This window comes from Aliidongia sp. (assembly GCF_035943795.1).
Taxonomy (GTDB): Bacteria; Pseudomonadota; Alphaproteobacteria; order ATCC43930; family CGMCC-115725; genus Aliidongia.
Map to the genome: position 1 here is coordinate 19,621 of NZ_DASZBY010000023.1, position 14,178 is coordinate 33,798.

General features: G+C 67.2%; 12 protein-coding genes and 1 tRNA gene. 7 read left to right on the plus strand and 6 right to left on the minus strand.

Annotated elements, in window-relative coordinates; translation table 11 throughout:
- Window positions 1-145 precede the first annotated feature (145 nt).
- The gene (gene phhA / locus VGV37_RS03775; RefSeq protein ID WP_326878281.1) at window positions 146-988 is read right to left on the minus strand and encodes a phenylalanine 4-monooxygenase; all 843 of its coding nucleotides are present in this window, start codon (window positions 986-988) and stop codon (window positions 146-148) included.
- Between the two features lie 65 nt (window positions 989-1,053).
- Window positions 1,054-1,968, minus strand: a complete 915-nt coding sequence (locus VGV37_RS03780) for an N-formylglutamate amidohydrolase (protein WP_414637910.1) — start codon at window positions 1,966-1,968, stop codon at window positions 1,054-1,056.
- Window positions 1,969-2,168: 200 nt separating this feature from the next.
- On the opposite strand from VGV37_RS03780, the gene VGV37_RS03785 reads away from it, so the two are divergent.
- Window positions 2,169-2,243, plus strand: a tRNA-Val gene (locus VGV37_RS03785).
- Between the two features lie 77 nt (window positions 2,244-2,320).
- Here VGV37_RS03785 and VGV37_RS03790 read toward each other — a convergent pair.
- Entirely contained in the window at window positions 2,321-3,913 is a 1,593-nt protein-coding gene (locus VGV37_RS03790) for a peptide ABC transporter substrate-binding protein (protein WP_326878282.1), read from the minus strand.
- Between the two features lie 92 nt (window positions 3,914-4,005).
- Here VGV37_RS03790 and VGV37_RS03795 point away from each other — a divergent pair, with 92 nt between their 5' ends.
- Entirely contained in the window at window positions 4,006-4,365 is a 360-nt protein-coding gene (locus VGV37_RS03795; RefSeq protein ID WP_326878283.1) for a VOC family protein, read from the plus strand.
- Window positions 4,366-4,477: 112 nt separating this feature from the next.
- Window positions 4,478-5,770, plus strand: coding sequence for an MFS transporter (locus VGV37_RS03800; protein WP_326878284.1), 1,293 nt, complete (start codon window positions 4,478-4,480; stop codon window positions 5,768-5,770).
- Here VGV37_RS03800 and VGV37_RS03805 read toward each other — a convergent pair.
- Window positions 5,759-6,628, minus strand: coding sequence for a YihY/virulence factor BrkB family protein (locus tag VGV37_RS03805; protein WP_326878285.1), 870 nt, complete (start codon window positions 6,626-6,628; stop codon window positions 5,759-5,761). The two genes, VGV37_RS03800 and VGV37_RS03805, sit on opposite strands and share 12 nt — an antisense overlap.
- A gap of 205 nt (window positions 6,629-6,833) precedes the next feature.
- On the opposite strand from VGV37_RS03805, the gene VGV37_RS03810 reads away from it, so the two are divergent.
- Both VGV37_RS03810 and VGV37_RS03815 read left to right on the plus strand, forming a co-directional pair.
- Entirely contained in the window at window positions 6,834-8,360 is a 1,527-nt protein-coding gene (locus VGV37_RS03810) for an ATPase domain-containing protein (protein ID WP_326878286.1), read from the plus strand.
- Complete coding sequence (locus tag VGV37_RS03815) at window positions 8,353-10,065, plus strand: ATP-binding protein (protein ID WP_326878287.1); 1,713 nt, start codon at window positions 8,353-8,355, stop codon at window positions 10,063-10,065. The genes VGV37_RS03810 and VGV37_RS03815 overlap by 8 nt, the downstream gene beginning before the upstream one ends.
- Here VGV37_RS03815 and VGV37_RS03820 read toward each other — a convergent pair whose 3' ends face one another.
- Complete coding sequence (locus VGV37_RS03820) at window positions 10,066-10,269, minus strand: hypothetical protein (RefSeq protein WP_326878288.1); 204 nt, start codon at window positions 10,267-10,269, stop codon at window positions 10,066-10,068.
- 61 nt (window positions 10,270-10,330) lie between these two features.
- On the opposite strand from VGV37_RS03820, the gene VGV37_RS03825 reads away from it, so the two are divergent.
- Window positions 10,331-12,097: a S9 family peptidase gene (locus VGV37_RS03825; protein WP_326878289.1), complete on the plus strand. Its 1,767-nt coding sequence runs from the start codon at window positions 10,331-10,333 to the stop codon at window positions 12,095-12,097.
- Here the strand turns inward: VGV37_RS03825 and VGV37_RS03830 are convergent.
- On the minus strand, window positions 12,094-13,266 hold the full coding sequence (locus VGV37_RS03830; protein ID WP_326878290.1) for a M20 aminoacylase family protein: 1,173 nt from the start codon (window positions 13,264-13,266) through the stop codon (window positions 12,094-12,096). The genes VGV37_RS03825 and VGV37_RS03830 overlap by 4 nt on opposite strands.
- 210 nt (window positions 13,267-13,476) lie before the next feature.
- Between VGV37_RS03830 and VGV37_RS03835 the strand changes: the two genes are divergently transcribed.
- Window positions 13,477-14,178: hypothetical protein (locus tag VGV37_RS03835; RefSeq protein ID WP_326878291.1), on the plus strand; the 702-nt coding region annotated here is incomplete at its 3' end.

Here is a 14,178-nt window from a genome sequence, read left to right on the forward strand (position 1 = left end):
AGGTTATTGATTTCGCAAGGATTGGGGAGCATATTTTGCAGTGCGGCATGAGTCGTCTTCGACGGATCTGCCGTACGTCTTCTTAGGCGTTTCCTCCCTAAACTCGGGCCGTGAGCAATCACGGCCCGCTTTTTTTGTTCAGTGATCAGCGCCGGCCCGTGCCGCGATGGGGCACATGGTCGGTCGGCAGGATCGTACCGGGCTCCAGTTCCGGCCGTTGCGCGAGTTCCCGGTAATAGGGCGTGAAATCCGGCCGGGTCGCCTCGAACAGCTGCTCGAAGCTGTCGATGACGAAATAGCTCTCCTGATAATCGTCGATCCGGTACTTGGTCTGCATGACCCGCAGCAGGTCGAAACCGATGCGGTTGGGCGCGTCATCCTCGAGCGAGAAGATCGATTCGCCCTTGGACGACAGGATGCCGGAACCGTAGATCCGGGTGCCGGCCGGCGTCGCGATCAGGCCGAACTCGACCGTGTACCAGTAGAGCCGCGCCAGGTGATGCAGAGCGCCCAGCTCCATCGCCTTCACCCCGCCCTTGCCGTAGGCCTCCATATAGTCGGCGAACACCGGGTTCATCAGCAGCGGGACATGGCCGTAGATGTCGTGGAAGACGTCCGGCTCCTCAAGGTAATCCAGCTGCTCGCGCGTCCGGATGAAGCAGGTCGAGGGAAACCGGCGGTTCGCCATATGCTCGAAGAAGGTGGCATCGGGCACCAGTCCCGGCACGGCCACGATCTGCCAGCCGGTCGCCTTCATCAGCACGTCGCTCAGGCGCCGGAAATCCGGAATGCCGTCGGCTGCGACGCCGAGCCCGTCGAGGCCGGCCATGAATTCGTCGCACGCCCGGCCGACCAGGATCTTTTCCTGCCGCTCGAAGAGGGTGCGCCAGATGGCGTGCTCTTCGTCCGTGTAGCTGTCCCAACCCTGGTCGATGGTAAAATCCGCGCGGGTCGAGGGTTCGCGATGGGCGACGGGAGCCTCCATCATGACCGCTTCTCCGAAGTTTGTTTCATCTGTAACCAATATCGAAACTCGGGTGCGGATGTCCAACCCTATCCGAGCAGCTCCGGTTCGATTGCGCCCAGCGCGTCGATCACCAGGCCGATATCGTCCCTGAGCGTGGTCAGGAACGGTTTGCGCACCAGGGTGCGCTCGTCCATGTAGAGCGCGCGATTGAGTTCGATCTGCAGGGCGTGGCGGCCGTCGTCCGGCCGGCCGTAGTGGCGGGTGGTAAAGCCGCCGGCATAGGGCGTGTTGCGGATGACCTGGTAGCCGCGGTCGCGCAGCACGAGCTCGGCGGTCTCGATCACCAGCGGATGGCAGGCGCTGCCCATCCGGTCGCCCAGCACGATATCGACGCGTCGGCGCGCCCGGGCAGGTCCGGGCCCGGCGCCGATCGAAGGCATGGAATGAGCGTCGACCAGCACGCAAGCGCCGAATTCGGCGACGGTCTCGTCGATCAACGCGCCCAGCGCCGCGTGATAGGGCCGGTAGAACGCCGCGATCCGGGCCTCGGCGTCGGCGAAGCGCAGCTTGTGGCGATAGATCGCCTCGCCGTCGGCGACCAGGCGCGCGATCGTGCCCAGCCCGACCGCCACGCGCGGCGACTGGCGATTGACGAAATCGGGCAGCGCGTCCTCGAACATCAGCGGATCGAGTTCCCAGGGTTCGCGGTTGCAGTCGACGAAGGCGCGCGGAAACAGCGCCCGCAGCAAGGGGGCACCCAGCGACGGTGCCAACGCGCAGATCTCGTCGACGAAGCAATCCTCGGACTTGCGCAGGGTCAGCGCATCCAGCCGCGAGGCCGCGAGGAATTCGGCCGGATAATGGTCGCCGCTATGGGGCGACGCGACGACCAGCGGCCGGCGCGCCGCGGTCGGCGGCAGGATCTCGAAGGGCTGCGCCGCCGTCGGCAGGACGGCGGCGGGCGCCGGGCTCGCAGGCGACGTTCCGTGCATCATTCTCATGTAGCGCAAATCCGGCCTCCGCGCCAATCGGCCGACGGGCCCGCCCGACGAATGAAGACGCGGGGGGATTGTCTGCCGTGCGCCCCCGCCATGCGGCCAGGCGATGCGCGCAGCCTCTTGCATCGCTCCCGGAAACCTAGTACCTACCGCGTCCTCGGACGGAACGCCTTCGGGCGGCCCGGCGCCGGGACCACGGGATGGGGCGGTTAGCTCAGCGGTAGAGCATCACGTTGACATCGTGGGGGCCACTGGTTCGATCCCAGTACCGCCCACCATCCTCGATGGCCGAAAAGACGAGATTCAACGAAGGGCCGGCAAGGAATTGCCGGCCCTTCGTTCGTTTGCGTTCCTGTTACCGGGTCGCCGGCACCAGGCGGACGTAGCGGCTCTGCGGATAGGCCTCGTCGTCGCGCCAGTCGCGCAGGCGGGGCGACACCAGTCGGTTGATCGCGGCGTAGGACAGCGGGATGACCGGATAATCGGCCAGCATCATCGCCTCGGCCCGTGCCAGAAGATCGAAGCGCATCGCGGCGTCCGGCGCCCGCTCGCCCTCGGCCACCAGGGCATCGAAGGCCGGGTTCGCATAACCGGTGTCGCTATTCTCCCCGGCATTGCCGAGGAAGGGTTCGAGCAGGATGCCAGGATCGAGGATTTCGCTGTTGCGACCGAGCAGCCCGATCTCGAAATCCCACTGTTCCATGCCCGCGATGAACACGCGCCATTCCTGGTTCGACAGCTTGACCTCGACGCCGAGCGCCGTTTTCCACATCGCCGCGATCGCCAGCAGGCTCTTGCGGGATTCGTCGCGGGTCGGATAGCTGATCGTCAATGTCAGGGGATGGCCGGGGCCATAGCCTTCGTCGGCCAGCAGGGCGCGCGCCTGTTCGATGCGGGCCGCCATCTTCAGGTCGCGCCAGGGATAGAGCGGCGGTCGGTATCCGGGGATCACCCGCGACACCCAGCCATAGGCCGGTCGCTCGCCGCGCGCATCGACCTTGTCGACGAGCGTTTCCCGGTCCAAAGCCAGCGACAGCGCCTCGCGCAGCTTCGGATGATCGGCGAACAGCCCTTTCTTCAGGTTGAAGAACAGGAAGCCCAGGCCCAGGATCTGGCCGCTGTGCAATTCGGCGGCATGGGTCCCCCGCGCCCACGGCAGCTTGAGCGCCGGGACCGTCGCCCAATCCATCTCGCCCGACAGATAGCGCTTGAAGCTGGTTTCCGCATTGTCCGAGACCACGTAGCGGACCTGATCGAAATCGATGCCCGCCGGGTTCGGGAAATAGCGGTTGCGCACCAAGACGAGTTCGCTGTTCGGGACCCAGCCGTCCAGCCGATAGGGACCGTTGCCGACCAGGTTGCCGGGGCGGGTCCAGGCCTCCCCCGATTTCTCGAACGAGGCGCGATGTACCGGCATGCCAAATCGATCGCTCAGTTCCAGCGGCAAGGTGACCTGCGGCTCGGTCAGGTGGATGCTCAGGGTGGCCGGATCCGGCGCCTCGACGCCCAGCTTCGCCGCATCCGTCTCGCGGCCGGCGTTGATTGCGGCGGCCTCGACGATGCGGCTGATCGGACCGATGTCGGCCGCCGCGGTCTGGGGCAGCACTGCCCGGCGCAGCGCATAGACGAAATCGTCGGCCGTGACCGGATCGCCGTTCGACCAGCGCCCGTCCGGCCGCAGATGGAACGTATAGGTCAGCCCGTCGCCCGATGCCTCCCAGCTTTGGGCGGCGCCGGGGATCAGCTTCTGGTCGGCATCGCGCCCGACCAGGGGCTGGAACAGGTCCATGTCGATGGTGAGATCGTCGGAACTGGTCGTCTTCATCGGATCGAGCGTTTCCGGCTCGGCCGCGGTCGGCCGGCGCAGCACGGTTTGCGCGGTGCCGGGGTCGGCCAGGACCGGACCGGCGAGGAGAACGGCAATCGCTAGCCAGCGCGCGCAGGTCATGTGACTCTCTGCATGGAGTTACCGTCGGCACTATGGGCCGCGCTGGAATTCATTGCCAATATGCAGATCCACCGCGATGAAGCAGGTTTCAGATGAAGGTCCGCAGGATCGTCGCAAACATCGCCACCGCTGACGTTTCCGCAGCCCGGCGCTTCTATGGGGAGGTGCTGGGCCTCGATATCCTGATGGACCAGGGCTGGATCGCTACCTATGGCAGTCCGGACCGGATGACGGTCCAGATCAGCTTCGCGTCCCAAGGCGGCTCCGGCACGCCGACGCCGGACCTGTCGATCGAGGTCGACGACGTCGATGCCGCCTTCCGTGCCATGGCCCAGGCCGGATTCCCGGCGGAATACGGACCGGTCGACGAGCCTTGGGGCGTCCGGCGCTTCTATGTCCGCGATCCGTTCGGCAAGCTGGTCAACATTCTTGCCCATACCGGACGGGATTGAAGGGTTCCGCGCTTCGCGAGCCATTGCCAACCGCGCGATCGAACCGTATTCCGGAAGGGCCGGATTTCCGCTCGACGCCCGGCCAACGAGAGACCGGACCGGGAGGCGCACCTTGCCGCAGGAAACGATCGACGAAGACCGCCTGATCAAGCGCCTGATCTGGCGGCTGATGCCGTTGCTGACCATCATGTTCCTGGTGTCGTTCATCGACCGGCAGAACGTCGGCTTTGCCAAGCTGCAGATGGTGAGCGGGCTGAAGACGACCGAGGCCGCCTACGGTTTCGCTTCGTCGCTGTTCTTCATCGCCTATCTGGTGTTCGAGATCCCCAGCACATTGGCCGTCCATAAATATGGCGCGCGCTTCTGGATGGCGCGGATCATGCTGACCTGGGGCGTCGTGACCGTGCTCCAGGGCTTCTGTCAGTCGCTGCTGCAGTTCGACATCCTGCGCTGCCTGCTGGGCGTGGCCGAGGCCGGTCTCTATCCCGGCATCCTGTTCTATCTGACCCTGTGGTTCCCCCAACGGCACCGCACCCGCGTGCTGGGCCTGTTCACCCTGGGCAGCGCCTGCGCCAACGCGCTGGGCTCGCTCCTCGGCGGCCCGCTGCTCGACCTGGACGGCACGTTCGGCCTCGCCGGCTGGCAGTGGGTGTTCATCGTGACCGGCGCCCCGCCGATCATCCTGACCTTCATCGTCTGGAAATTCCTGCCGTCGGGTCCGGAGGAAGCCAAGTTCCTGTCGCCGGCCGAAAAGACCTGGCTGAGCGGGCGGCTGGCCGCCGAGAAGGAGACGACCGTCACCGAGGGCAATCCCTATGCGGCGCTGTGGGATTGGCGCGTACTGGGTTTCGCGCTGACCTACATGATGATGTCGACCTCGCTCTACGGCGTCAGCTATTGGCTGCCGACCGTGGTCAAGGGCTTCGGCGTCAGTTCCAGCGTGAACGGCCTGCTCAACACCCTGCCCTGGGCCTTGTCCGCCTGCATGCTGGCCTGGCTGCCGGCCCGCCTGCGCCGTGACCGAACCATGCTGCGCGCCGTCACGATCATCGCCATCTGCGGCGTCGTCTGCTTCGTGGCCAGCACGCAGCTGCCGTCGAACGCATTGCGCTTCGTCGCCCTCGTCCTGGGCGCGCCCTGCATCCAGCTGCTCTATCCGTGTTTCTGGTCGATGCCGCCACGCTTCTTCAGCGGCGCCCGGGCCGCCGCCAGTCTTGCCGCAATCAATTCGATCGGCAACCTGGGCGGCTTCTGGGGCCAGAACCTGATGCCGCAGATCGCGACCATGACCGGCAGCACCATCCTGCCGATGCTGCTGCCCGCCGCATGCCTGACCGTGCTGGGCATCGCCGCCTTCGTCGCGCGCCAACGGCTGGGCGACGAACCGGCGCGGTCAGCGGTCTAGCCGGGCCAGCCCCGCATTCAGCTCCGCACCGAAGGCGAAGATGATGGCGCTGATGTAGAAAAACATCAGCGTCATGATCACCCCGCCCAGGCTGCCGTAGGTGACGCTGTAGGACGCGAAATGGTCGACATAGACCGAGAACAGCGCCGCCGTCGCGAGCCATAGCAGCGCCGTCACCGCCGCCCCCGGCCAGACCCGCCGCATCGATTGGCGGCAATTGGGCAGCATGCGGTGCAGGCCGACCAGGCAGCCCGACACCAGGAGCGCGGCCAGGCCATAGCGCAGCACGACCCAGGGCAGGTACCAGGCACCATCGATCGGCAAATAGTCGGTGACGACGTTCCAGATCACCGGACCCAGCACCAGGGCGACCGACAGTATGAGCGCCAGCCCGGCGCCGCCGATGACGATGACCACGCTTTCGGGCCGGGTACGCCAGAATGCCCGTGTCTCCTTCACGTCGTAGCAGCGGTTGAGCAGGGTGCGCAGCGCCTCGACGCCGCTCGATGCGGTCCAGAGCGCGAACAGGATGCTGACCGTCATCAGGCCGCCGTGCTGCTGGGTCAGCACGTCGCGCAGGATCGGCGCCAGGACGTGGGCGACATCCGAGGGCGAGAGTTCGAACAGGGTCGAGATGATCCGGTCGGCGCTCGATGCGTCGCCGATGAAGCCTGCGAGCGCGGTCAGGAAGATCAGGAACGGGAACAGCGCCAGGATCGCGGTGAAGGCGATGTAGCCCGACAGCTCGAAGCCCTCGTGCTGCAGCAACCGCCAGCCGGCATCGCCGACCAGGCGCGCGACCGTGCCGATCGTCCATCGTCCCATGGGCGTCGCTGGCGTCTCGGCGGGCACACTCATCACTCGTCTCCGATCGGGGCAAACCCCCTTCCCGTCGGATGCAAAGGCGAGCGGAGGCGATCCGGTTCCCTCGCATCAGGGTTTCTGAGGGAACCGCACGCCTGCAGAGCCGTTGAATGATAAGCACGCGAAGGATTTGGGCTACCCGACCTCCGTCCGCGCGGCCGGCAATCGATATTCTTGCGGAAAGCTGAGCCCAGCCCTCATGACCCGACACGATCCGTCCCAGGAAACGACCGACGATCCGCGCGTTTCGACCGGTGTTCAAGGTCTCGACGACATCCTGGCCGGCGGCCTGATGGCCAATCGCCTCTATCTGCTCGAAGGCCAGCCCGGCGCCGGCAAGACTACGCTCGCGTTGCAATTTCTGCTGGCCGGGCGCGAGCGCGGCGAGAGCGGGCTCTACGTCACCCTGTCCGAGACCGAGGAAGAACTTCATGCCGTCGCCCGGTCGCACTGTCTGTCGCTGCACGATATCGCGCTGTTCGAACTCGCCTCGTCGAAGCACGCGTTCGGCGCCACGTTGGAACAGACCCTGCTGCATCCGTGGGAGGTCGAGCTCGGCGAGACGGTCAAGCTGATCACCGACAAGGTCGAGGCGACCGATCCTGTGCTGGTCGTGTTCGACAGCCTGTCGGAGATGCGGCTGCTGGCGCAGGACCCGCTGCGCTACCGCCGGCAGATCCTGGCGCTGAAGCAGTTCTTTGCCGGCCGCAACGCCACCGTGCTGCTGCTCGACGACATGACGGCCAGCCAGGAGCGCGACCTGCAGCTCCATTCGCTGTGCCATGGCGTCATCACGCTTGAACGGTTGTCCCAACACTTCGGCCCGGCTCGGCGCCGGCTCGAGGTACAGAAGATGCGCGGCATCCGTTTTCGTGCGGGCTACCACGACTTCAACATCGAGCATGGCGGGCTGCAGGTCTTCCCGCGCCTGATCGCCACGGAGCATCACCGGCCGTTCGTCGGCGCCCCCGTGCCGAGCGGGATCGCGGCGCTCGACGCCCTGCTGGACGGCGGGCCGCTGCGGGGTACCAGCACGCTCGTCACCGGCCCCGCCGGAGCAGGCAAGACCACGGTGGCCCTGCAATATATCGATGCCGCCTGCCGCCGAGGCGAACGCTCGGTGCTCTATGAGTTCGACGAACGGACCGGCACGCTCATTACCCGCGCGGCCAAGCAGGGCATCGATCTGGAGGCCCACATGAATGCCGGGCTGCTGGTCGTGAAGCAGGTCGACCCCGCGGAACTGTCGCCCGGCGAGTTCGACGCCATGGTGCGCCACGAGGTCGAAGCCCATGGCGCGCGGATGATCGTCATCGACAGCTTAACCGGCTACACCATCTCGATGCCGGAGGAACAGCAGATCGTGCTGCAGCTGCACGAGCTGCTGTCCTACCTGAACCAGCAAGGGGTCGTCACCTTCCTGATCAATACCCAGGCAGGCCTGGTCGGCGGCATGCAAGGCAACGGCATCAATGTCAGCTTTCTGTCCGACGCGGTCCTGCTGCTGCGCTTTTTCGAGGCGGGCGGTCGCGTGCGCAAGGCCATATCGGTCATCAAGAACCGCGGTGGCGGTCACGAGGACGCGATCCGCGAACTCCGGATCGACCAGGACGGCATCCGCATCGGCGAGCCGCTGACCCAATTTCATGGCGTACTGACCGGTACGCCCAATTATCTCGGCGACGGCGACCCGCTGCTGATGGAGCGGGACGACGCGAATGCCTGACGCTTTCGGTGGAAAAGAGGTCGGCCCCATCCTGGTCCTGACGCCGACCGGCCGCGACGCGGACAGTGCGTCGGAGTTGCTCGAACGCGAGGCAATCCCGTTCCGCGTGCTGCGCAACGGGCGCGAGTTGGACGGCGCCCTGGATGAAACGATCGGCGCCGTACTGGTCGCCGACGAGGCGCTGCTGCCGGCCGATCTCCTGGAGCTGCACCGCCGGCTCGAGGCCCAGCCGGCCTGGTCCGACCTGCCCTTCGTCGTGCTGACCCATGGCGGCAGCACCGCGCGACGCGCCCTGGGCGAGCTTCGTTTGCCCGAGGCGTTGGGCAACGTCATGTTCCTGGAACGGCCGCTGAATGCCCTGACCCTGGTGAGCGCCTTGCGGACCGCACTGCGCGCCCGGCGCCGCCAGCGGCAGGTGCGCGACCATCTGGCCGAACGGGCGGCCGCGACCGAGGAACTGACACGCAGCCGCGAGGAGCTGGAGCATCTCGTCGCGGAGCGGACCCGTTCGCTCGAACGCGCCATGGAAGAGCGCAAGCTGACCGAGGCGGCGCTCGCCCGTGCCCAGAAGATGGAGGCGGTCGGCCGGCTGACCGGCGGTATCGCACATGATTTCAACAACCTGCTGACCGCCATGGTCGGCAGCCTGGAATTGCTGCAAGCCCGCGTCGCCCACGACCCCAAGGCGGCCCACCACGCCGATGTGGCGGTCCAGGCGGCCGACCGTGGCGCCAAGCTCACGGCACAGCTGCTCGCCTTCTCGCGCCAGCAGCGGCTCGACCTGCGGCCGGTCGACGTCAATGCGCTGGTGCGCAACATGGATGGGCTGGTGCCGCGCGCGGTCGGCTCCGGCGTCGAGGTTCGGTTCGCGCTCACGACCGAGGGCGGCTGGGCGGTCGCCGATCCGAACCAGCTCGAACTGGCGATCCTCAACCTGGCGATCAATGCGCGCGATGCCATGCCCGGCGGCGGCGTCCTGACCATCGCGACCGGCTGCGTCGCCAGCGACGAGCCGGGACCCGGCACCGGCGAGGCCATCACAATCTCCGTGGTGGATACCGGCACCGGCATGTCGCCGGAGGTGCTGGCCCATGCGTTCGAACCGTTCTACACGACCAAGGGCCTGGGCAAGGGCACCGGCCTGGGGCTGGCCCAGGTTTATGGCATCGCGCGCCAGAGCGGCGGCGATGTCCGGATCGAGAGCGAGCCCGGCCGGGGCACGACCGTCAGCATCGTGCTGCCGCGCGTCGAGCAGCCCAGCCGACGCAAAGTCGGCGCGATCGTCGACGACAAGGCGGTCATCCAGCCGTCCGACCGCCGTACCCGGGTTCCGGTGCTGGTCATCGACGACGATCCGTCCGTGCGCGAAACCCTGGTCCAGGGGTTGGAATTCGACGGGTTCGACGTGATCGAGGCGGCCGACGGCCGGGCCGGCCTCACGCTGCTGGAACGCGGCGCCCCGGCCGCCCTCGCCGTGATCGATTTCGCCATGCCCGGCATGAATGGCGCCGAGGTTGCGCGCGCCGTCCAGCGCCTGCGTCCAGGCCTGCCGATCATCTTCGCCAGCGGCTATGCCGAAACGGCCGCGCTCGATCGCATCAGCGGAGCGGTCACGCTGCGCAAGCCGTTCAAGATCGCCGATCTGACGCGGACCATCCATCACCTGCTGGAGCGACAGACCCAGGCAGCTGCGACGCCTGCCTGACTATTGCCGGGCGTCGATCGGTGCGCAGTTGGTCCGGCCCGACGCCACGCAATCCTGGATGCTGGAATTCTTGCGCAGCGCCTGGGTCACGACGAACCCGAGGATCACCAGCACCAGCACGACGACGAGGGCCGCCATCGGCCCGCGATTGCTGGCGGGCGCATCGTGCTCGGCCTCGGCCGGCGGTTCCGGGGTCGGTTCCATTGCTCCTTCATCGCCGATAGGATCGACGGCGGCAAGCCCTACCCCGGTGCATGAGGCCCCCGTGATCGATCGCCTGCTCGACCTGACCGCCGCCATCGCGCCCGCCTTCGCCAAGAGCGGCGCGCGGCTCTATCACCTCGCCGACGACAGCGGGCAGATGCAGATCTGGTCGCTTGACCTCGCGGATGGCGCGCGCCGGCAGCTGACGTTCCTGGACGAGCCGGTCGGGTTCTTCGCCCGCTCGCCGGCGGACGATACGATCCTGTTCGGCGTCGACCGCGGCGGCGACGAACGCCAGCAGCTTCACCTGTTGCGGCCGGGCGCGGCACCGGAGGCCCTGACGGCGGCGCCCGATGCGATCCATGGCTGGGGTGCCTTCGCCCCCGACGGCGGCTGCATCGCTTATACCGCCAACACGCGCAACGGCGTGGATTTCGACCTGTTCATCCACGATCTGGCGAGCGGCGAGGCCCGATGCCTCGCCGAGTTGGACGGCCAGCGCAAGGTGCTGGCCTGGAGTCCTGACGGTACCGGGCTGGCGCTGCTGACCGACCGCAGTCACGCCGACCAGGATCTGGCCCTGGTCGAGATCCCGACCGGCGCCATCCGTCCGATCGAGCGACGCCATGGCCTCGCCCGCTATGCGGCCCTGCGCTGGCGCAAGGATGGCACCGCCGCCTACGTGCTGACCGAATTGGGCGGCGAGTATATGGGCGTGGCGCGGCTCGACCCGGCGACGGGGGCGCTCGACGGGGTGTTCGCCTGCGACGACGGCGACGCCGAGGCGCTGGCCCTGTCGCCCGACGCGACCCGCCTCGCCATCGCGGTCAATCGGGCCGGCTGGTCGGACCTGCTGCTTGTCGACCTCGGCGATGGGGCCGCGACCAGGATCGAACGGCCCGCCGGCGTCATCGGCGAGATCGCGTGGTCGCCCGATGGTGCTTCGATCGTTTTCTCCCAGACCGACCCGACCCGGCCGCGCGGCCTGTGGCGCCTCGATGTCGCCGGCGGGCAGGTGGCACCCTTGCTGGCCGTCGAGGCGCCGGACTTGGTGCTGCGGCCCTGGAACCTCGCGCGTTTCGAGAGCTTCGACGGGCTGGAGATCCAGGCCTGGCTGGCGCTGCCGGCGGGACCGCCGCCCGAAGGCGGGCGCAAGGCCGTGGTCTGGGTCCATGGCGGCCCGGAAAGCCAGGTCCGGCCGACCTATCGGCCCGACATCCAGGCGATGCTCGCCGAGGGCTACGCCGTGCTGTTGCCGAACGTGCGCGGATCGACCGGCTATGGCCGGCGCTTCGCGTCGTTGGACGACGTCCGCCTGCGACTCGACGCGGTCGAGGATCTGCGTCGGGCCCGGCTATGGCTGGGCGCGCGGGCCGATATCGACGACGGCGCGATCGCGGTCATGGGCCAGAGCTATGGCGGCTTCATGGTGCTGGCGACCCTGACCCGCCATCCCGAATTGTGGAAGGCCGGCATCGAGTATTATGGGATCGTCCATTTCCTGTCGCTGCTGCGCGACACCGGTCGCTGGCGCTGGCGCCATCGCGCCGTCGAATACGGCGACCCGGTGCGCGACCGCGATTTCCTGCACGAGATTTCGCCGCTGACCCTGATCGACCGGTTGCGCGTACCCCTGCTGGTCGCCCATGGCCGGCGCGACCCGCGCGTGCCGTTCAGCGAGACCGAGAGCCTGCTGGCTGCGCTGGCGGCCCACGGGCACGAGGTCGAGACCGTGCTGTTCGACCACGAGGGCCACGGCTTCACGCGCCCCGAGGACAAGCGCAGGATCCTCGGGACGGTGATGGCGTTCCTCGACGCCCGGCTCTAGCCGCGCGGCAGTTCCTGCTCGACCAGCGCCGACCAGATCGAGGCGCCGAGCGGCAGGATGTCGTCGTTGAAATCATAGCTCGGGTGATGGACCGGGATGCCGCCCTTGTCGGCGCCGGCTTGGCCCAGCTTGATGTAACAACCGGGCCGCGCCTCGAGCATGAAGGCGAAATCCTCGCCCCCCATGGAGGGCACGCGCTCGCGGATCACCTTGTCGGCGCCCAGCACGCGGGCGGCGGCCTCGGCGGCGCGGTCGCTCTCCGCGGCATGGTTGCTGGTCACCGGATAGCTGCGCTTGTATTCGACCCGGGCCTCCGCCCCGAATGCCGCCGCCGTGGTCTCGGCGATCTGGGTCAGCAGGCGCTGCACCTCGTCGCGCACCTCGGGCGTCAGGGTCCGGACCGTGCCGTCGAGCCAGCCGGTGTGCGGGATGATGTTGCTGGCCGTGCCGGCATGGAACTGGGTGGTCGAGATCACCGCGCTGTCGAGCGGATTGACCCGGCGTGCCGCGATCGACTGCAGCGCCACGACGATGTGCGATCCCACCAGCACCGGATCCACGCAGAAATGCGGCTTCGCGGCATGCCCGCCCTTGCCGGTCAGGTGGATGCGGAACACGTCCGAGGCCGCCTGCACCGGCCCGGCCACGACCGAGACCTCGCCGACGGCCAGGGTCGTGTCGTTGTGCAGGCCGTAAACCGCGTCGACCGGGAACTTGTCGAACAGCCCCTCCTCGACCATCACGCGGCCGCCGCCGCCGCCCTCTTCCGCAGGCTGGAAGATGAAATGCACGGTGCCGTCGAAATTCTTCGTCTCGGCGAGGTACTTGGCGGCACCCAGCAGGATGGTGGTGTGGCCGTCATGACCGCAGGCGTGCATCTTGCCGTCGACCTTGGAGCGATGGGCGAAGCCGTTCGCCTCGGTCATCGGCAACGCGTCCATGTCGGCGCGGATGCCGATCGCCCGATCCGAATTGCCGATCTTCAGGCTGCCGACCACGCCGGTGCCGGCAAGGCCGCGGTGCACCGAGATGCCCCATTCGGCGAGCTTGGCCGCGACGATGTCCGACGTGCGCTTCTCCTCGAACCCCAGTTCCGGGTTCTCGTGCAGGTCACGGCGCCAGGCCGTCATCTCGTCGTGAAAATGGGCGATACGGTTGTTGATCGGCATGTCGGATCCCGTTGGTAGCGGACGATCGGGCCAGCCTGCCGCGCTTTGCCCCGTTTCATCAAGGGCCAAGGAACGGCGGCGCTCGCCCGGAAACGCAACCCTACGAGGCGCTTTACCAGTCGTTTCCGGGAAAACATCGCAAAAGTTGCATTCGTTCGTTATTTGTTCTAGTCAATGACTCGTTTAGTCCGCTGTTGAGAAGGAAGAACAATGGCTCGCCTGCTCCGCACTTTTCGTGATGGCATCGGCACTGTCCTTGGCCCGAGCCGTCTTTTCCCGCTCGTCCTGCTGCTCTCGATCGTGCCCTCGCTGGGCTTCGGCACCGAGATCCCGCTCGACGAGCCCGGCTTCACCAAGGCGTTGGCGAAGTTGTTCCGCAAGGCGCTGCCCGGCACCAAGGTGACCATCGATGGTCCGCTGAGCTTGGAGGTGCGGCCGCCGGATGGCGACACTCACCAGTCGTCGCTTCATACCCTCTACGACTTCTGCCAACGCAATCCGCAGAAATGCGCTGCGGCCGTCCAGAATCATGTCGCCCAGATGTCCGACACGTACCATCTGGGCGAGGTGGCGCCAGATCGGAAGCTGTTGCGTGCCGTGTTGCGTCCATCGAGCTATGTCGAAGAGATCCGCAAAATGTACGCCGGCAAGGGAGAGCCGCCGGTAGCGCCCTTCATGGGCGACCTCTGGATCATCTGCGCGCTGGACCTGCCCCAGGCGATCCGGACGCTGGGGCCAGGGGATCTGGCAAAACTGGGCCTCAGCCGAGCCGAGGCGTTGGCGCTCGCCACGAAAAACGATGCCGACATTCTGGTACCGATCGAGCAGGCCGCCCATCCGTTTCCAGGCGGGGAGGTCAGCCTCGTCGCCACCAGCCCCTATGAAGCGAGCCGGCTGCTGGCGCCGGAAAGC